We start from the raw sequence: 18634 nt of genomic DNA, 5'->3' as shown, positions 1-18634 counted from the left end.
GCACCTGCGCGCTCCCCCCGTTGTCCGACCCGGTCCACCCGGCAGTCCAACCGTCCGGCAGTCCAACCGTCCGGCAGTCCGGCCGTCCGACGCCACGCTATCCACGGGCCGGGTCAGCCGCTTCTCGAATACTGACGGGTTCGGTGGCGTTCAGGTTCGAACAGGGGACGGACAGTAAACGACAACCACAGCGGGGCCGGGCCGGAGGCGCTGAGATGGCCTGATTCGTCGTGCAGGATGAGGTGGGAAATGGCCGGCGTGATGCGGGCGGAACCGGCGCGGCGCGCGAAGGCGGGGGCGGGCGCTGCGAAGCAAGGCGGGAAGCAGGACGCGAAGAAGGACACGAAGGGCGCGCAGCAGGGCGTCCGACAGGTGGGTGAGCAGAAAAAACGGTGCGCCTGTCAGAAGGCGGAGGACGCGGTCGGCGGGGCGGAGGAGCGGTTCCGGGGTTTGCTCGAGGCGGCGCCGGACGCCATGGTCATCGTCGACGACACGGGTGCCATCCGGCTCGTCAACGCCCAGACCGAGGCCCTGTTCGGGCACGGCCGTGAGGAACTGCTGGGCCGTCCGGTCGAGTTGCTGATCCCGCACCGGTTCCACGGCCAGCACACCGCGCACCGGAGCGGGTACACGACCAATCGGCAGGTGCGCCCGATGGGCGCCGGTCTCGAACTGCACGGGCTCCGCAAGGACGGCACGGAGTTCCCCGTCGAGATCAGCCTGAGCCCGCTGGAGACCCCGGACGGCCTGCTGGTGTCGGCGGCCGTGCGCGACGTCAGCGACCGCAAGCGCGCGGAGGCCGAGCTCACCGCTCTCTACGAGCAGCAGCGGCACATCGCGCTGACGCTGCAGCGCAGTCTGATGGGGACACCGCCCGCGCTGCCGGGGCTGGCCACCGCGAGCCGCTACCGGCCGGCGACCCAGGGCGCCGGGGTGGGCGGCGACTGGTTCGACCTGATTCCGCTGGGCGCCGACCGGGTCGGTGTGCTGATAGGCGACGTCATGGGACGCGGCCTTGAAGCGGCCGCCGTGATGGGTCAGTTGAGGTCGGCGGCGCACGCGCTGGCGAAGACCGGCATGCAACCGCGGCAGCTGATGCGGGCGCTGGACACCTGTGTCGCCGACCTGGACGTGCCCGACCAGCTCGTCACCTGCTGCTATCTGGTGATCGCCCCGGACGCGGGCACGGTGACGGTCTGCTCGGCGGGGCATCTGCCCGTCCTGGTGGCCGGGGCGGGCGACGGGATCAGCGCGCTGCCCTGTCCGGTCAACGCCCCGCTCGGTGTGGGCGACGTCCTGTACGAGCAGTCCAGTTCGGAGATACCTCCGGGCGCGACGCTGGTGCTCTACACCGACGGCCTGATCGAGACGCCGGGCTGCGACATCGAGGTGCGCATCGGCGAACTGAGCGTGCTGCTGGACGATCTGTTCGTCGGGACGCCGTGTCTGGAGGCCGCCGCGGACCATGTCCTCGCGGGTCTGCTGCTGGACGCCGACAGCCACAACGACGACGTCACCCTGCTGCTGGCGCAACTCCCGGCCGCGCCACTGGCCACCCTCACCACCCACTTCCCGGCTGTCCCGGCCTCCGTGCCGGAGGGGCGTGCCTTTCTGCACAAGGCGCTGACCTCGTGGAACTGCGCGGACAGCGCCGCCGACGCCCTTCTGCTGCTGTCGGAGACGCTGACCAACGCCGTCCAGCACGCCTCGGGGCCGGTCGGCCTGCACCTGCACCGGACGGAGACCGACCTCACGGTGGAGGTGAGCGACGGCAGCGCGCAGCTCCCCCAGCCGCGCTCGGCGATCGAGGACGAGGAGTCGGGCCGCGGTCTGATCCTGGTCCGCGCCCTCGCCGCCAGCTGGGGCGTGCGGCCGACGGACGAGGGCAAGACGACATGGTTCACGCTGAGGCTGTGAGCCCCCGGGGCGGCCCGCCGCAGCTCCAGGCGAGGGCGTCGAGGTGCGCCTGGACGTAGGGCACCGCCACCGCGTGCAGTTCGCGCTCCCCGTCGACGAAGGCCGGCTGGACGTTGACCTCGAAGACGACTCCGCCGTTCTCCACGGCCAGGTCGACGCCGGCGAAGGGCAGCCCGACCGAGGCGGTGGCGGCGACGGCGAGCTCGGCCAGCCGGGGGTCCAGGTCCGGCGGGGCGATGTGGACGGCGGTCGCGCCCTGGCAGGTGTTGCAGGGGGTGTCGGTCTCGGGCTGGAGGTGCTCGCGGGCGTGCACGACGCGGTCGCCGAGGACGAAGACGCGGAACTGGTGGCGCCGGCCGTCGGCGGTCACGTTGCCGGCGTCGCGGGAGAGCAGCCAGTCGGTGCCGCGCTCGGCGTAGTAGGCGGCGGCGTCCTCCAGCTGGGCGGAGGTGGTGACATGGAAGGTGTCGTTGCCGCCGGTGCCGACGACGGGCCTGGCCCAGGTGTCCCCGCCGAGCCGGTCGAACGCGTCGGCCGCCTCCTGCGGGGCTGGGCGGGACAGCACGGCGGTCTCCATCTGGGCGACGCCGTCCCGGCGGAAGCGTTCGACGGTGAGGTTCTTCTCGGTCGCCGTCCGCCAGGCGTCGGGACCTGCGGCCAGGGTGACCACGCCGTGGGCTTCCAGGAGCTGCTGGAATCCGGCGAGGCCCCGGCGGCGGTGCGGCGGGATCTCGTAGAGCAGAACGACGTCGGGCGCGACGTCGAGCCGCTCCTCGGGGACCCGTAGCCGTAACCGGTCCCCGTGGCGGGTCGCCTGCCCTGTTCCGCCGGTCGCGAAGTGCCGGGAGTCGACCCGGACGGGCGGTGCGCCGGTGAGCAGTTCCACGGCGTCGGCGAGGTACTCACGGCACCCCTCGGGAGAGGTGGGGTCGGCGATCAGGGCGATGCACGGTCGGGACACAGCGGCCTCCTGGGGCTCTCGACGCGCGCTCGTACCGCGGACGGCCCTCGCACGGCCCGAGCGGTGTCACGGGATGGTGCCTGTCGCGCGGGTGGTCGCGCACCCGTCGCCGCGGAAGCCGCGCCGGTGTGCGGGCCGTCGCCGGTCCCGGACGGGCGCCGGGCCGGTCGGCCGGTGACCAGGGGTGTGGGGCGGGCCCCGGGGATCCGTGTGCGGGACCGGCCGACCACTGTAGGCACCGGACGCGGCGTCGTGCCAGGGCGCACGACGGCCCGGTGTCTGCCCCTTCCCCTGCGCCGTCCGCCCCGGCCCGTGCGCCCTGATCGGACGCCCCGGGGGCGGCGTCCTTGCCGTCGCCTCAGCCGTCCCAGGCCCAGTCCGCCACCTCGGGAAGGTCGGTGCCGTGGGCGCGGATCCAGTCGTGGTGGCGCAGCCGCGCGTCCTCCATCCGCTGACGCACCGCCGCGGCGCGCACGGCGAGGCCGGGGACGCGGTCGATGACGTCCATGACGAGCCGGTAGCGGTCGAGGTCGTTGCTGACGACCATGTCGAACGGCGTGGTCGTGGTGCCGATCTCCTTGTAGCCGCGCACGTGCAGGTTCCGGTGTCCGGTGCGGCGGTAGGCGAGACGGTGGATCAGCCACGGGTAGCCGTGGTAGGCGAAGATCACCGGTTTGTCTGCGGTGAACAGCCCGTCGTACTCGAAGTCGCCCATGCCGTGCGGGTGTTCGCCGCTCGGCAGCAGCCGGGCGATGTCCACGACGTTGACCACGCGGACCGCCAGCTCCGGCAGATGGCGGCGCAGCAACTGGGCCGCGGCCAGCACCTCCTGGGTGGGCACGTCCCCCGCGCAGGCGAGGACCACGTCGGGTTCGCGGGCGCCGTTCTCGGTGCCGGCCCACTCCCACACGCCGGCCCCGCGCGCGCAGTGCGCGCGGGCCTGGTCCATCGTCAGCCAGTCGTAGCAGGGCTGTTTTCCCGCCACGACGACGTTGACGTAGTCGCGGCTGCGCAGCACGTGGTCCGCCACGGCCAGCAGGGTGTTGGCGTCCGGCGGCAGATAGACCCGCACGACCTCGGGACTCTTGTTGAGGACGTGGTCCACGAACCCGGGGTCCTGGTGCGAGAACCCGTTGTGGTCCTGGCGCCAGACGTGCGAGGTCAGCAGGTAGTTGAGGGAGGCGACGGGCGCACGCCAGGGCAGCCTGCGGGTCACGCGCAGCCACTTGATGTGCTGGTTGACCATCGAGTCGACGATGTGCGCGAACGCCTCGTAGCAGGAGAACAGGCCATGACGGCCCGTCAGCAGATAGCCCTCCAGCCAGCCCTGACAGGTGTGTTCGGACAGGATCTCCATCACCCGGCCGTGCCGGTCGAGGTTCTCGTCCACCTGGAGGGTCTGCGCCTGCCAGGCCTTGCCGGTGGCGCCGTAGACGGCCTGGAGCCGGTTGGAGGCGGTCTCGTCCGGGCCGACGAGCCGGAAGTCACGCCGGTCGGCGGTGGAGCGCATCAGGTCCTCGAGCAACTCGCCGAGCACGGACGTCGGTTCGTGCAGCGCGGCGCCCGGCTTGTCCACGGGGACGGCGTACGCGTCCAGGTCGCGCAGCGGGAGTTCGCGCAGCAGCAGCCCGCCGTTGGCGTGCGGGGTGGCGCCGAGCCGGCGGTCCCCTTCGGGAATCCACGCCTGCACGTCGAGGCGGGGCGCGCCGCGTTCGTCGAAGAGCTCCTCCGGCCGGTAGGAGCGCAGCCACGCTTCCAGCTGCCGCAGGTGTTCGGGGTTGTCGCGGACGGCGGACAGCGGCACCTGGTGGGCGCGCCAGGTCCCCTCGACCGGCACGCGGTCGACGTGGGCCGGACCGGTCCAGCCCTTCGGGGTGCGCAGCACGATCAGCGGCCAGCGGGGGCGTTCGCCGGAGCCCTCCTCGCGGGCGGCGTGCTGGAGAGCGGCGATGCGGTCCAGGGCGGTGTCCATGGCCTGCGCCATCGCGCGGTGGACGGCGTTCGGCTCGTCGCCGGTGACATGGATCGGGTCGTGGCCGTAGCCGCGCAGCAGGTCGTCGAGCTCGGGCTCGGGGATGCGGGCGAGCACCGTCGGGTTGGCGATCTTGTAGCCGTTGAGGTGCAGGATCGGCAGGACGGCGCCGTCGTGGACCGGGTCGAGGAACTTGTCGGAGTGCCAGGAGGCGGCCAGCGGCCCGGTCTCCGCCTCGCCGTCGCCGATCACGCAGGCGACCAGCAGGTCGGGGTTGTCGAAGGCGGCGCCGTAGGCGTGGGAGAGCGAGTAGCCGAGTTCGCCGCCCTCGTGGATGGAGCCGGGGGTCTCCGGGGCGACGTGGCTGGGGATGCCGCCGGGGAAGGAGAACTGCCTGAACAGCCGGGCCATGCCGGCCGCGTCCTGGGTGACGTCCGGATAGGTCTCGGAGTAGGAGCCCTCCAGCCAGGAGTTCGCCACCACCGCCGGCCCGCCGTGACCGGGCCCCCAGATGCACAGGGCGTGCAGGTCACGGGTGCGGATGACGCGGTTGAGGTGCGTGTACACGAGGTTCAACCCGGGCGAGGTGCCCCAGTGGCCCAGCAGCCGCGGCTTGACGTGCTCCGGCCGCAGCGGCTCGGTGAGCAGCGGGTTGGCCATGAGGTAGATCTGGCCGACTGCCAGATAGTTCGCGGCGCGCCAGTGGGCGTGCAGCGTCCTGAGTTCGTCGTCGGTGAGCCGGGCGGACGTCGCTTGCGGGTCGACGGGCATCTCGGGTTCCCTTCCCGATCGGGTTCGCTCGGAGGTGCGTGCCGGTCCGTACCTGACCTCCCTCCCCGTCGGCCGGGTACCCCACACGGCCGAGCGACCCATACGGAGCAGCGAAACCGCGAAGCCGTCCGTATGGGGGCGCAGATCCTACGGTCCCGAGTGCGCCCCGCCCACGCCGAAGGCGTCGGGGGCGGGGGCGGGGGCGGAGACCGGGCGGGAGACGTCCGACGCGCCCGGCCCGTGTGAAGCACCCGCCGCGCGGGGCGCACCTGACGCACCTGCCGTGCGTCGCGCACCTGACGCGTCGAGTGCGGCGACGTGCGCGAGGTTCTGCCGGTCCTCGGCGTCGTGGCCGGCCTCGGCCGCGAACCACGCGTCCAGGATCTCCTTGAGCAGCGGCTCGGAGGTCAGACGCAGGCTGAGCGCGAGGACGTTGGCGTCGTTCCAGCGCCGGGCGCCCTCGGCCGTGCACGCGTCCGTGCACAGGGCGGCCCGGACGCCGGCGACCTTGTTCGCGGCGATGGACGCGCCCGTGCCGGTCCAGCAGCACACGACCGCCTGCTCGGAGGTCCCGTCGGCCACGTCACGCGCCGCCGCCGCGGAGCAGATCGCCCACCGGGGGTCGTCGCCGGAGCGCAGCGCGCCGTGCGGCACCACGTCGTGCCCGCGGCCGCGCAGCTCCGCGACGAGGGCGCGGGCGACTGGTTCGTCCATGTCCGAGGAGACGGAGATCCGCATGCCGCGAGCCTACTGACGGCAGGCCCGCGCTGTCGCCCCGAACGCTTCGACGAAGCGGGGCCGGCGGGACATCGCCCCGCCGACGGGGGCGCGCACACCGCCCGCTCACGCGCCGCCACCGCAGGCGCCGCCCGGCCCCACCGCGGGTGCCTCGCGCCCCTCATGCGCCTCACGCCCCTGATGCCCGGCCGTCCGCGTCGGCCGGACAGTCACCTCGCGGCAGCGGGCCGCCCGCTCGGCTCCCCGCTGGGCGACCCGTCCATGACGCCGCCGTCGAACGCGCCCGTGAGGCCGGCCGGATTGCCGCCCGGGACGATCCCCGAGTCCAGGACGGTGCGGGCGAGCGGCTCGAGCAGATGGGCGAGGCGGGCGGTGGCGGCGGACCCCAGGGTCGTCCACGGCGTGACGGCGGCCGCGTCCGTGTCGGCCTCCACCCCGGCCCGGGCGGCCGCTCCGGCTTCGGTGAGACGTGCGTCCTCGTCGAGCCAGCCACGCTCGCGGAGTTCCCTCTGCGCCGCATGCCAGGCCGCCATGTCCCACCTGCGGGTCTGCCGCTGGAACTCCGCGTCCGCCTCACCCGTCGCACACTTGAGCACCATGGCCCCGACCGGCCCCAGACGGCGGGCGACGAGAGCCGCGACATGGCCGTCGCCGCGGTGTTCGCGCAGGGTGGTCAGCGCCTGCCACAGCCTGACGTGCGGCTGTTCCGGGCGGGGCAGCGCCTGGTTGGCCGCCCCGAGCACGCGCCCCGCGGTGTCCGCCGCCCGCGCCGCCTCCCAGGCGAGTTCCGCGGCCTCGGCCATCTCGGGCGAGCCCACGACCGCCGGCCCGTAGAGGGCCGTCATGGCGGCGTCCACCGCCCGCTCACGCGCCGTCAGCACGTCCTGGGACGTCGCCGCATGCCAGGCGTCCGGCAGGGCGCGCGCCACGCGGTCGGGGTGAAACACGTAGAAACAGCTGGTGACGACGGCCGCGGGGGCGGGCCCGAGGGGCGCCGCACGGAGGGCGAAGTAGCCCATCCAGTAGCCCCTCATCCCGAGGCCGTCTGCGGCGGCGCGCACCTCGGGCGCGAAGTACACCAACTGATGGACCGGTTCGAACCTCTCCCACATCGCCCGTGCGACGGTGTCGTTCACCCAGTCCTCCCGACCGGTCGGCGGCTGCATCTTCATCCGCGTCTGTATCTGCATCTGCATCTCGACTTGCGCCTCCGGCCCCCCGCTCCGGCCCCCGGCTCCGGCTTCCTGCTCCTGCTCCGGGCTCCAGCTCCGGCTTCCGGCTTCCGGCTTCCGGCCCCAATGTCCCGGCCGTTCCGCTTCGGCGTGAGCCCGCGTCGCGCGGCGGGTCGGCCCGCTCGGGCACAGACACGGACGCCGCGCCGGGCACAGACACGGACGCCGCGCCGGGCACGGACCCGGACGCCGACCGGGACGCGGCTCCGGGCACTGACCCGGACGCCGAGAGGCAGCATCCGTCATGACGGCGGTCATAACAACCCCGCCCGCCCGAAGCCGGCCACGCGCGGACCCCACCGTCGGCCCGCGCCGCACGGATATGGACGTCGGCGTCCGCGCTGGCTTAGAGTGCCGGGGAAAGCGCTTTCTAGCATGGTCATGCCAGTGTCTAGTCGGGAGCGTCGATGTCGCACACCGCACCACAGGACACCTCGCAGCCATGGAGCCGAAAGGCGTTTCTGCGGGGCTTGACGGCCGTCGGAGTGGCCCCGCTGCTGCCGGCGACGTCCCCCTCGGCCGCCCGGGCCGCCGAGGGCGCTCCGGCCTCCGCCCGGCCCGACTTCGACCTGGTGCGGAACGGTGTCGCCGTCGACGTGTTCGTGGACGCGGGCGCGGACCCCGCCGTGCTGCGCGCGGCCGGCGACCTGCAGGCCGACGTGGAACGGGTCACCGGGGTCCGGCCCGCCCTGCGGCGCACCCTGCCGGAACGGGCCACGGCACTGATCGTGGTCGGCACGCTCGACTCGAGCCCGGTCCTGGACCGTCTCGTCGCGCACGAGCGGCTCGGCGTGCGGCGGGTGACGGGACGCCGGGAGGCGTCCGTGACCCAGGTGGTCGAGCGTCCCGCGCCCGGGGTGGACCGCGCCCTGGTGATCGCCGGCAGCGACCCGCGCGGCACGGTCTACGGGATCTACGACACCTCGGAGCGCATCGGGGTCTCGCCCTGGTACTGGTGGGCCGACGTGCCCGTCGAGCGGCGGGACGCGGTCGCCGTGCCCGCGGGGCCCTTCGTGCGCCCCGAACCGTCGGTCCGCTACCGGGGCGTCTTCATCAACGACGAGCAGAACCTGACCACTTGGTCGCACCGCACGCAGGAGCCGGACAAGAACATCGGTCCGCGGACGTACGAGCGCCTCTTCGAGCTGCTGCTCCGACTGAAGGCCAACTACCTCTGGCCGGCCATGCATCCGTACTCCGACTTCTTCAACAAGTACCGGGAGAACCCCGAACTGGCCGACCGGTACGGCATCGTGGTCGGCTCCAGCCATCCGGAGGCCCTGCTGCGCAACGGCGTCCACGAGTGGGCCCCGTGGGCCGAGGACCACCGGGGCGCGGACGGCACACCGCCGGTCTACGACTACACGGTGAACCCGGCGGTGATCTCCGACTACTGGCGGGCGCGGGCCCGGGAGAACGCGGCCTACGAGAGCAGCTGGACGCTCGGCATGCGCGGGCTGCACGACAGCGCGCTGGAGACGAAGAACGCCACCACGATCCCGGAGAAGGTGGCGGTGATGAACGACATCATCGCCGACCAGCGCCGGATCCTCGCGGAGGAGGTCGGAACGGCGGCCGAGCCGCAGATCTTCATCCCGTACAAGGAGGTGCTGGACCTGTACAACGCGGGCGTCCGGGTGCCCGACGACGTCACGCTGATCTGGCCGGACGACAACCACGGCAACATGCGCCAGCTGCCGACCGAGGCGGAGCGCGCCCGTCCGGGCGGCAACGGCATCTACTACCACCTCTCCTACTGGGGCCGTCCGCGCAGCTATCTCTGGCTGGACACGACGCAACTGGCCAAGGTGTGGCAGGAGTTGCGCAGGGTGTACGAGCACCGGGCCGACCGGATGTGGATCTTCAACGTCGGCGACCTGAAGTCGATCGAGACGGGCCTGTCCTTCTCCATGGACATGGCCTGGGACGTGGACCGGTGGACGGCCGAGGACGTCGAGGGCTTCCTCGCGGAGTGGTACGGGCGGCAGTTCGGGCTGCGGTACGGCCGGGAGATCACCTCGATCCGCACCGAGTACTACCGGCTCGCGGCGGAGCGGCGCCCGGAGTTCATCGACCGCGGCGTCTTCTCCGTGGTCCACCACGGCGACGAGGCGGGACGCCGCATGGCCGCCTACGACCGTCTGCTGCGACGGACCGCGGCGCTCGGGGACGAACTCCCCGCGGCCCTGCGGGACGCCTTCTTCGAACTCGTCCACTATCCGGTGCACGGCGCGTACCTGATGAACCTGAAGTACTACTGGGCGGACCGCAACGCCCTGGCGGCACGGCAGGGGCGCGGCGCCGGGACCAACCGCTTCGCGGACCTCGCCGAGGCGGCGCACGCCCAGGAGGCGGCGCTGACCCAGCGGTACAACACCGAGGTGGCGGGCGGGAAGTGGAACGGCTACATCAATCCGTACCCCTCCCAGATCCCGAAGGCGCCGGGCCGTCCGGCGGTCACCCGGGTCGTCCGGCGGGAGACGTCCGGGCTGGGGATCGCCGCCGAGGGGAACGAGGTCGGCGCCGCACGGCCGCTGCCGTTCTCCTCCGTGACCCGGGACCGGCGTTTCGTGGACGTTTTCAACACCGGTTTCCTCCCGCTTTCCTGGGTGGCCGAGGCGGACCGGCCCTGGGTCCGGTTGAGCACGGCGGGCGGCTCGCTCACCGAGCAGACCCGGGTGTGGATCGAGATCGACTGGCCCGCCGCGCCGGAGGGCACACACGCCGTCACGGTCGCGTTCGCCAGCGGTGACGAGCGTTTCGAGGTGCCGCTGACGGTCGTCCACGACGGTCAGCGGGCGCGTCTGCGGGCGCGCGGGTTCGTCGAGGCGAACGGCTGGGTGTCGATCGACGCCGTGCACACCGAGCGCCGGGTGGCGCGCGGCGGGGCTCGCTGGCGAACGGTGCGCGGGCTCGGCCGTGGCGCGGCCGCGGTGGAGGCCGCGCCGTCGACGGCGGCCCCGGTGACCGCCGACCTCGCCACCCGTGCGCCGGAGCTGCGCTACCGGGTGCGCTTCACCAGCACCGGGACGTTCCCGGTCACCGTCTTCCGGCTGCCCTCGCTGGACGAGCGGGGCGCGCGGCGGCTCGCCGTCGCCCTGGACGACCAGCCGCCCGCGCTCCTGTCGGGGCAGTCCGTGGCCACCGGCAACCGCGGTGACGCCTGGGCGCGCAACGTCGAGGAAGGAGTGGAGAAGCTGACCGCGTCGGTGACCGTCGCCGAGCCCGGCGAGCACGTCCTGCGGGTCTTCATGGTCGACCCGGGGATCGCCGTGGACCAGATCGTCGTCGACACCGGCGGCCTGCCCGCCGCGTACCTCGCGCCGCCGGAGAGCTACCACCCGGTGTTCAACCCGGACCCGGACACGTCGCCGGGACTGGACGCGCCGAGCCGTTAGGGCGTCGCCTTCCCGGGCCGCGCCCGTCGGCCGGTGGCCGCGGCCGTCGACCGGTGGCGCCGGGCGGGACGGGCCAAGGACCGGCCACGACGCTCCCGCCGGGTCACGCGGTGGTGAAGTCGGCGGCGTGGTCGGCCGCCCAGACGGTGAAGGGGCGGGCGGGGTGGCCGGTGAGTTCCTCGACGGCGGAGGTGAGGGCGACGGGCTTGCCGTCGTTCGACTCCCACCAGTTCAGGAGGGCGTCGGCGTACACGCCGGGAACGTAGTCGGCCATCTCCCGCTTCCACTCCTCCCGGGTGACCCGCTGGGTCGCGACGGGACGGCCGATGACGGTCGCGAGCTGGTCGATCTGCTCGGTGAAGGTCAGCGACCGGGGGCCGCTGAGGGTGAAGCGGCCCCCGTGGTGGCGGGGGTCGACGAGGACGGCGTGGGCGGCTTCGGCGAGGTCCGCCTCGTGCACGGGGTCGGTGTGGGCGTCGGGGAAGGGCAGGCTGATCGGCCGGCCGGCCTTCACGGGCCAGGCCCAGGCCGAGGCGTTGGAGGCGAAGGAGCCCGGTCGCAGGATCGTGGTGGTGATCGGCGAGGCGAGCAGGGCGTTCTCGACGTCGAGGTGGGACCTGGCGAGGGGGTCGTTCCCGGCGTCGGGTCCGAGCACGCCGGCGGAGGACAGCAGCACGACGTGTTCGACCCCGGCCGCGTGGGCGTGGTGGACGAAGTCCGTGATGCGGTCCGAACTGGCGTAGAGGAACACGGACGTCACGCCGGCCAGTGCGGCCGGGAAACAGTCCGGGTCGGTGAGGTCCAGTCGGACGGTGGGCACGCCCGCGGGGGGTGAGAGCTCGTCGGGGCGGGCGGAGCCGAGCCTGACCGACAGGCCGGCGTCGTGCAGCAGCGTGGTGAGGCGGGCGGCGACCGCTCCGCGGCCGCCGGTGATCAGAATCATGGTGACGTAGGTCTTTCTGCTGGTCAGAGGTGTGATGTGCGGAGCGCCCGCGGCAGGCCGGAAGCAGCCCGAATCGCATCATGTTCGTGACGAACACCGTTCGGCGACGCTCTTCCACCGTAGGGAGCGAACACCGTTCGTGTCAAACATCGTTCGTTCCAAACATCGTTCGCCCAGGGCTACGCTCTCCCCCATGAGCTCGCAGCCGATCAGCCGCCGCGCGCGGCCCGCCAAGGCCCCCCTCAGCCGTGACGCCGTCGTGCGGACCGGTCTGCGGATCCTCGATCGCGACGGACTGGACGCGCTGACCATGCGTCGCGTCGCCAAGGAGCTGGACACCGGCCCCGCCTCGCTCTACGTCTACGTGGCCAACCGCGACGACCTCATGGCCGCCATGCTCGACGCGGCCCTCGCCCAGGTGCCCCTCCCCCCGGACGACGCCGACGACGGTTCCTGGCAGGAAGGGCTCCAAGCCCTGGCCGGCGCCGCGATCGAGGCCATGAGCCGTCACGAGGGCCTGGCCGCCGTCGCCCTCGGGGCCATCCCCACCGGCGAGCACGCCCTGCTGGTCCTGGACCGCATGCTCGCGCTGCTCAAGCAGGGCGGCCTCGACGACATCACCGCCGCCTGGGCGGTCGACCTGCTCTATCTGCACATCGCCGCGGCCGCCGCCGAGCAGAGCGTCCGCAACCGCCAGGCGACGGGTGAGGAGAACGTCGTCGCCGCGGCCGACCGCCGTTACGCCTCCCTGCCCGCGGACCGCTACCCGATGGTCACCTCACTGCGCGAGGCACTGCTCTCGCCCGGCGACCGGGACGCCTGGGGCCTGAACGTCCTCATCAACGGCCTTCTCCACACTCCCGCCGGCTGACACCGGACCGCCCCGCACAAGGGCCCCCGAACAGGGCCCCGGCGAGGTTCCTCCCCCGCCTCGGGCGGGTCGGCGCTCGCGGTCAGCCGTGGTGCGCGGCGTTTCCGTCCTGCGGGTGGTTTGCCGCCGTACGGCCGTACCCGTGTCCCGGACGGCTCGGAGACTGGCCGGGCGCGGCATGCCGCCGCCGGGAGGGAGAAACCGCATGGCGGACAGCAGGGTTCTGGTGGCGGTACCGGAGCGTCCGCGCGACGAGGGCGCCGGCGCCGAGCAGTTGGTGCGCATCCGCGACGCGATCGAGGCGCGGGGGTTCGAGGTCCGCTGGGCGGTCGACGCCCGCGACGCGGAGGCGGTCCTGCGGACGGAGGCGGGGCTGACCGCGGCGCTGGTCGCCTGGGAGCTTCCGGGGCGGACGGCCGCCGCCGGGAGCGAGTCCGGCGGCGCCGGCGTGCTGCGGGCGATCGGCCGGCGGTTCCGGGACCTGCCGGTCTTCCTCGTCATGAGCGACGACGGCGTACGGGACCTGCCGCTGTGGGTGTCCGAGTCGGTCGTGGGCTACGTGTGGCCGCTGGAGGACACCCCCGGGTTCATCGCGGGCCGGATCACCACCGCGGCGGTCGCCTACCGGGAAGCCGTCCTGCCGCCCTTCTTCCGAGCGCTGCGCCGCTTCGACGACGCGCACGAGTACTCCTGGCACACCCCGGCCCACTCCGGCGGCGTCGCTCTGCTGAAGTCGCCCGCGGGGCGGGCCTTCCACGACTACTTCGGGGAACGGCTGCTGCGCAGCGACCTGTCGATCTCGGTCGGCGAACTCGGCTCGCTGTTCGAGCACACCGGTCCGATCGGCGAGGCGGAGCGCAACGCCGCCCGCGTCTTCGGCTCCGACCTCACCTACTTCGTGCTGCACGGGGACAGCACCTGCAACCGGGTGGTCGGCCACTTCAGCGTCACCCGGGACGAGATCGCGCTGGTGGACCGCAACTGCCACAAGTCGGTACTGCACGGCCTGGTCGTCTCCGGCGCACGCCCCGTCTACCTCGTCCCCACCCGCAACGGCTACGGGCTGGCCGGGCCGCTTCCCCCGGCCGAGCTCACGGCGGACTCCGTCGCGGCCCGCATCGCGGCGAACCCGCTGACCGGCGACGCCCTTTCGCCGGACGCCCGCTACGCGGTCTTCACCAACTCCACCTACGACGGCCTGTGTTACGACGCCTCGGCGGCGGCCCGGGCGCTCGCCGCGAGCACGCCCCGGCTGCACTTCGACGAGGCGTGGTTCGCCTACGCGCGGTTCCATCCGCTCTACGCGGGCCGCTACGGCATGTCGGTGGACGAGGAGGCGTTCCCCGGCCCGGACCGGCCGACGGTCTTCTCGACGCAGTCCACGCACAAACTGCTGGCGGCGCTCTCGCAGAGCGCCATGGTGCACGTGCGGTCCGCGCCCCGGGCGCCCGTCGAACACGACCGGTTCAACGAGGCGTTGATGATGCACGGCACCACCTCCCCCCTCTACCCGATGATCGCCTCCCTGGACGTGGCGACGGCGATGATGGACGGGCCGCAGGGTCGCTGGCTGATCGACGAGGCGGTGGCGGAGGCGGTCCGGTTCCGTCAGGAGACGGTCCGCCTCCGGCGCCGCATCGAGGAGGCCGACGACCGGCCGCCGTGGTTCTTCGGGGTGTGGCAGCCCGAGACGGTCACCGATCCGGCCACCGGCGTCCGTCTGCCGTTCGAGGAGGCGTCGCCCGACCTGCTGCGCACCGAGCCGTCGTGCTGGCATCTGGAGCCCGGCGCCGACTGGCACGGGTTCCCCGGGCTGACGGACGGCTACTGCATGCTCGACCCGATCAAGGTCACCCTGACCTGCCCGGGCGTCGACGCGACCGGGGAGACTGCCGACCGGGGCATCCCGGCACGGGTGCTCACCGCCTACCTCTCCGCACGGAACATCGTGGTGGAGAAGACCGACAGCTACACCACGCTGGTGCTGTTCTCCATGGGCATCACGAAGGGCAAGTGGGGCACGCTCCTCGACGCCCTGATGGACTTCAAGGCCCTCTACGACCAGGACGCCCCGCTCGACGGGGTGCTGCCCGCGCTGGTCGCCGAGCACCCCCGGCGGTACGCCGGCCTGACCCTGCGCGACCTGTGCCAGGAGATGCACGACCACCTGCGCACGGCCCGCCTCGTCGACCTGCTGGACACGGCGTTCCAGGAGCTGCCGGAGCCGGTCGCGCCCCCGCAGCTGTGCTACCAGCGGCTGGTGCGCGGCGGCACCCACCGCGTCAGGTTGGCCGACGCGGCCGGCCAGGTGGCCGCCGCCATGGTCACCGTCACGCCGCCGGGCATCCCCGTCCTGATGCCCGGCGAGAGCGTCGGCGATCCCGACGGCCCGCTGCTGCGCTATCTCGGCGCCCTGGAGTCCTTCGACCGCCGTTTCCCCGGCTTCCGCAGCGAGACCCACGGCGTGACCCTCGACCCCGACACCGGCGACTACCTCATCGAGTGCCTGCGCCCCACGGCCGACGACGCGACGGCCCCGGCCGCACCCGGGAGACAGGCCGCGGCGCCCGCCCAGCGCGGTCCGGCCGAGGAGGGCCGGCTGCTCCCGGACCGAAATCCGCCGACGGGCCGGCGCCGTTCGCCATGACATCGGCTCGACGCCGGTCGGACCGGCAGAATGGAAGCAGGGACTCACCTGCTAGCCCACCTGGAGGTATCCATGAGGATGCTGATCAACGTTGCGGAGAACGTGGTCGCGGACGCGCTGCGCGGTATGGCGGCCGCCCATCCCGAGCTGACGGTCGACGTCGAGAACCGGGTGATCGTGCGGCGGGACGCGCCGGTGGCCGGGAAGGTCGCGCTGGTGTCGGGCGGTGGTTCCGGGCACGAGCCGCTGCACGGCGGGTTCGTCGGACCCGGGATGCTCTCGGCGGCCTGCCCGGGCGAGGTGTTCACCTCGCCGGTTCCCGATCAGATGCTGCGCGCGGCGGCGGCCGTGGACAGCGGGGCCGGCGTGCTGTTCATCGTGAAGAACTACACCGGCGACGTGCTGAACTTCGACATGGCCGCCGAGCTCGCCGAGGACGAGGGCATCCGGATCGCGAAGGTGCTGATCAACGACGACGTGGCGGTGACCGACAGTCTCTACACGGCGGGGCGGCGCGGCACCGGCGCGACGCTCTTCGTGGAGAAGATCGCGGGCGCCGCCGCCGAGGAGGGCCGGCCGCTGGAGCAGGTCGAGGCGCTCGCCCGGCAGGTCAACGAGAACTCGCGCAGCTTCGGCGTGGCGCTCAGCGCCTGCACGACGCCGGCCAAGGGCAGCCCGACCTTCGAGCTGCCGCCCGGCGAGCTGGAGCTGGGCGTCGGCATCCACGGCGAGCCGGGCCGGGAGCGGCGGGCGATGATGACGTCCGGTGAGATCGCGGACTTCGCCGTCCAGGCGATCCTGGACGACTTCACGCCCCGTAACCCCGTCCTGCTGCTGGTCAACGGCATGGGCGCGACACCGCTGCTGGAGCTGTACGGCTTCAACGCCGAGGTGCAGCGCGTGCTGTCCCAGCGCGGGGTGCCGGTCGCCCGTACGCTCGTCGGCAACTATGTGACGTCCCTCGACATGGCGGGCGCCTCGGTCACCCTGTGCCAGGTCGACGAGGAACTGCTGCAGCTGTGGGACGCCCCGGTCAGGACCCCGGGGCTGCGCTGGGGCGTGTGAGGCGGAGACAGCAGTCCGGCAGACACCGACCACGCAAGGAGATCCTGTGCTCGACGCCGACTTCTTCCGCCGTTGGATGACGGCGACCGCCGCGTCCGTCGACCGCGAGGCGGACCGGCTCACCGCCCTCGACTCGCCGATCGGGGACGCCGACCACGGCAGCAACCTGCGGCGCGGCTTCACCGCCGTGACCGCGGCGCTGGAGAAGGAGGCGCCCCAGACACCGGGCGCCGTCCTGATCCTGGCGGGACGGCAGCTGATCTCGACGGTCGGCGGCGCCTCCGGGCCCCTCTACGGCACCTTGCTGCGCCGTACCGGCAAGGCTCTCGGGGACACCGCCGAGGTCGACGAACAACAGTTCGCCGAGGCGTTGCGCGCGGGCGTCGACGCCGTCATGGCACTCGGCGGCGCCGCGCCCGGCGACAAGACCATGATCGACGCGCTGGTGCCGGCCGTCGACGCTCTCACCGAGGGCTTCGACGCCGCCCGGGCGGCCGCCGGGCAGGGGGCCGAGGCGACGACGCCGCTGCAGGCGCGCAAGGGCCGGGCCAGCTATCTGGGCGAGCGAAGCATCGGCCATCAGGATCCGGGGGCCACCTCGGCGGCGCTGCTCGTCGCCGCCCTCTGCACGGCCGGCGGGGAGTGAGGCGACGATGAGCGACGACAAGACGGTGGGCGTCGTACTGGTCTCGCACAGCGCGGAGGTGGCCGCGGCCGTGGCCGAGCTGGCGCGAGGGCTCACGGGCGGCGGCGCGGCCGTCCCGGTCGCCGCGGCGGGCGGCACGGAGGGCGGAGGGCTGGGCACCAGCGCCGAGCTGATCTGCGCCGCCGCCGCGTCGGTCGACCGGGGCGCCGGGGTCGCCGTCCTCGCCGATCTGGGCAGCGCCGTCCTCACGGTCAAGGCACTGCTCGCCGAGGGCGACGAACTGCCGGACACGGCGCGCCTGGTGGACGCCCCGTTCGTCGAGGGCGCGGTGGCCGCGGTCGTCACGGCGGCGGCGGGCGGCGACCTCGACGCGGTGGAGGCGGCGGCCGCGGACGCGTACACGTACCGGAAGGTGTGACACCGGCGAGTCGAGCGGGGCGGGCCGTGCCGACGGCCCGCCCCCCGGCCGCTCACTCCCCCGACCGGCCCTCCTCGTCCCCCTTGCCGGCGCCGTGCTCCTCGTCCCGCTTGCCGGTCCCGCCCTTCCCGTCCCCCTCGGCGTCGTCGGACGGGCCCCAGTCCTCCTCCCAGCCCGGCGGCCGGACGGACGTCGTGCCGTCCGCGCCCTCCTCGCCGTCCCGCTCCGGGAGCAGCGGCGATCCGTCCGGGCTCGCGTCCGCCGCCTGCGCGAACTGCCGGGCGAGCCGCTCCCCGACCGCCACGGCGGACGCGTGGCTCTCGATGGGGGTCGCCCTGGAGTTCTTGAACACGATGTACGTGACGCCGGACGGCGCGCCGCCCCCACGCGGGTCGGGGCGGATGCCGAGCGCCTCGGCGGCGGCGTACGAGGCCTCGCCGATGATCTCGCGCGGTCCGGTGTCGCCGACCACCGCGTACGCCACCCGGTCCCGGTAGACGACGGCGGCGACGGATCCGCCGCGCACCCCGTGGTCGCGGTGGTCCCAGACCTCGCTCGCGCCCGGTACCACGATGTAGGGCAGGGACTCGGCGCTGAGATAGCGGCCGTCGGACTGCTGGAAGGCCGTGGCGGCGGAGAACAGCGGATCGGTGCGGCTGTTGCACTGCGGGCCCGGACGGCCGTCGCAGTCGATGTCCATGTCGGCGGTCCAGAAGACCGCCTCGTCGGTGCCGCAGACCGGGATCGTGGCGGGTGTGCCGTCGTCCGTGCGGTAGCGGCCTCGGGAGACGGGCGTGCAGTCGCGGACCCGGGACAGCAGGTCGGCAGCGCGGACCGAGCCCTCCTGGTGCGCCGCCGGGGCCCCGGGGGCGCCCGCGGACGGCCGCACGGCGGCGGGCGGGGTGGTCGGGGCCAGCAGGGCGAGGCCTGCCACGGCCAGTGTCAGCGACTGGACGCGCACGGTTCGGAACCCTCTCGTGGGGGCGTGGACGGACGCACTTTGACGGGCACTCGGAACAATCTGGTGTCCGCCGGAGCGCGCGGCCACTCCGAGA

Annotated in this window: 11 protein-coding genes and 2 pseudogenes; 7 read left to right on the top strand and 6 right to left on the bottom strand. The window is 73.4% G+C overall.

The features are described from left to right. Window positions 1–249 precede the first annotated feature (249 nt). A complete protein-coding gene (locus OHS82_RS38475) occupies window positions 250–1917 on the top strand; it encodes an ATP-binding SpoIIE family protein phosphatase (protein ID WP_328435546.1) in 1668 nt (555 codons plus the stop codon). Here the strand turns inward: OHS82_RS38475 and OHS82_RS38470 are convergent. The 4 genes and pseudogenes from OHS82_RS38470 to OHS82_RS38455 all read right to left on the bottom strand — a co-directional run bounded on the left by OHS82_RS38470 (window position 1901) and on the right by OHS82_RS38455 (window position 7555). Further along, window positions 1901–2878 carry an ATP-grasp domain-containing protein gene (locus OHS82_RS38470; protein WP_328435545.1) on the bottom strand — a complete coding sequence of 326 codons (978 nt, stop codon included), beginning with the start codon at window positions 2876–2878 and terminating at the stop codon, window positions 1901–1903. The genes OHS82_RS38475 and OHS82_RS38470 overlap by 17 nt on opposite strands. 358 nt (window positions 2879–3236) lie before the next feature. Continuing rightward, window positions 3237–5621 carry a phosphoketolase family protein gene (locus OHS82_RS38465; protein WP_057581535.1) on the bottom strand — a complete coding sequence of 795 codons (2385 nt, stop codon included), beginning with the start codon at window positions 5619–5621 and terminating at the stop codon, window positions 3237–3239. A 288-nt stretch (window positions 5622–5909) separates the two neighbouring features. Beyond that, window positions 5910–6359, bottom strand: a pseudogene (locus OHS82_RS38460) (RpiB/LacA/LacB family sugar-phosphate isomerase); the annotation flags it as partial. Window positions 6360–6568: 209 nt separating this feature from the next. After that, a complete protein-coding gene (locus OHS82_RS38455; RefSeq protein WP_242433272.1) occupies window positions 6569–7555 on the bottom strand; it encodes an SCO6745 family protein in 987 nt (328 codons plus the stop codon). A gap of 443 nt (window positions 7556–7998) precedes the next feature. Between OHS82_RS38455 and OHS82_RS38450 the strand changes: the two genes are divergently transcribed. Continuing rightward, on the top strand, window positions 7999–10989 hold the full coding sequence (locus tag OHS82_RS38450; protein ID WP_443041918.1) for a glycosyl hydrolase 115 family protein: 2991 nt from the start codon (window positions 7999–8001) through the stop codon (window positions 10987–10989). Between the two features lie 103 nt (window positions 10990–11092). Here OHS82_RS38450 and OHS82_RS38445 read toward each other — a convergent pair whose 3' ends face one another. Next, the gene (locus OHS82_RS38445; RefSeq protein WP_057581531.1) at window positions 11093–11932 is read right to left on the bottom strand and encodes an SDR family oxidoreductase; all 840 of its coding nucleotides are present in this window, start codon (window positions 11930–11932) and stop codon (window positions 11093–11095) included. A 193-nt stretch (window positions 11933–12125) separates the two neighbouring features. Between OHS82_RS38445 and OHS82_RS38440 the strand changes: the two genes are divergently transcribed. The 5 genes from OHS82_RS38440 (at window position 12126) to OHS82_RS38420 (ending at window position 17579) form a co-directional block, all read left to right on the top strand. Beyond that, window positions 12126–12803, top strand: coding sequence for a TetR/AcrR family transcriptional regulator C-terminal domain-containing protein (locus OHS82_RS38440; protein WP_328435543.1), 678 nt, complete (start codon window positions 12126–12128; stop codon window positions 12801–12803). Window positions 12804–13008: 205 nt separating this feature from the next. Then, window positions 13009–15450 carry an Orn/Lys/Arg decarboxylase N-terminal domain-containing protein gene (locus OHS82_RS38435; RefSeq protein ID WP_328435541.1) on the top strand — a complete coding sequence of 814 codons (2442 nt, stop codon included), beginning with the start codon at window positions 13009–13011 and terminating at the stop codon, window positions 15448–15450. Window positions 15451–15522: 72 nt separating this feature from the next. After that, a complete protein-coding gene (dhaK, locus tag OHS82_RS38430; RefSeq protein ID WP_057581527.1) occupies window positions 15523–16515 on the top strand; it encodes a dihydroxyacetone kinase subunit DhaK in 993 nt (330 codons plus the stop codon). A 46-nt stretch (window positions 16516–16561) separates the two neighbouring features. Further along, window positions 16562–17161 (top strand): dihydroxyacetone kinase subunit DhaL, encoded by a 600-nt coding sequence (gene dhaL / locus OHS82_RS38425; RefSeq protein WP_057581525.1) that lies wholly within the window; start codon window positions 16562–16564, stop codon window positions 17159–17161. Between the two features lie 7 nt (window positions 17162–17168). Continuing rightward, the gene (locus tag OHS82_RS38420; RefSeq protein WP_057581524.1) at window positions 17169–17579 is read left to right on the top strand and encodes a PTS fructose transporter subunit IIA; all 411 of its coding nucleotides are present in this window, start codon (window positions 17169–17171) and stop codon (window positions 17577–17579) included. Between the two features lie 259 nt (window positions 17580–17838). Here the strand turns inward: OHS82_RS38420 and OHS82_RS38415 are convergent. Beyond that, a pseudogene (locus tag OHS82_RS38415) lies at window positions 17839–18540 on the bottom strand (glycoside hydrolase family 75 protein); the annotation flags it as partial. Window positions 18541–18634: the final 94 nt, after the last annotated feature.

The organism is Streptomyces sp. NBC_00425, assembly GCF_036030735.1.
Classification (GTDB): Bacteria; Actinomycetota; Actinomycetes; order Streptomycetales; family Streptomycetaceae; genus Streptomyces.
Note: the sequence above shows the minus strand (reverse complement) of the source record. Positions and strands in the feature narration are given on the sequence as shown.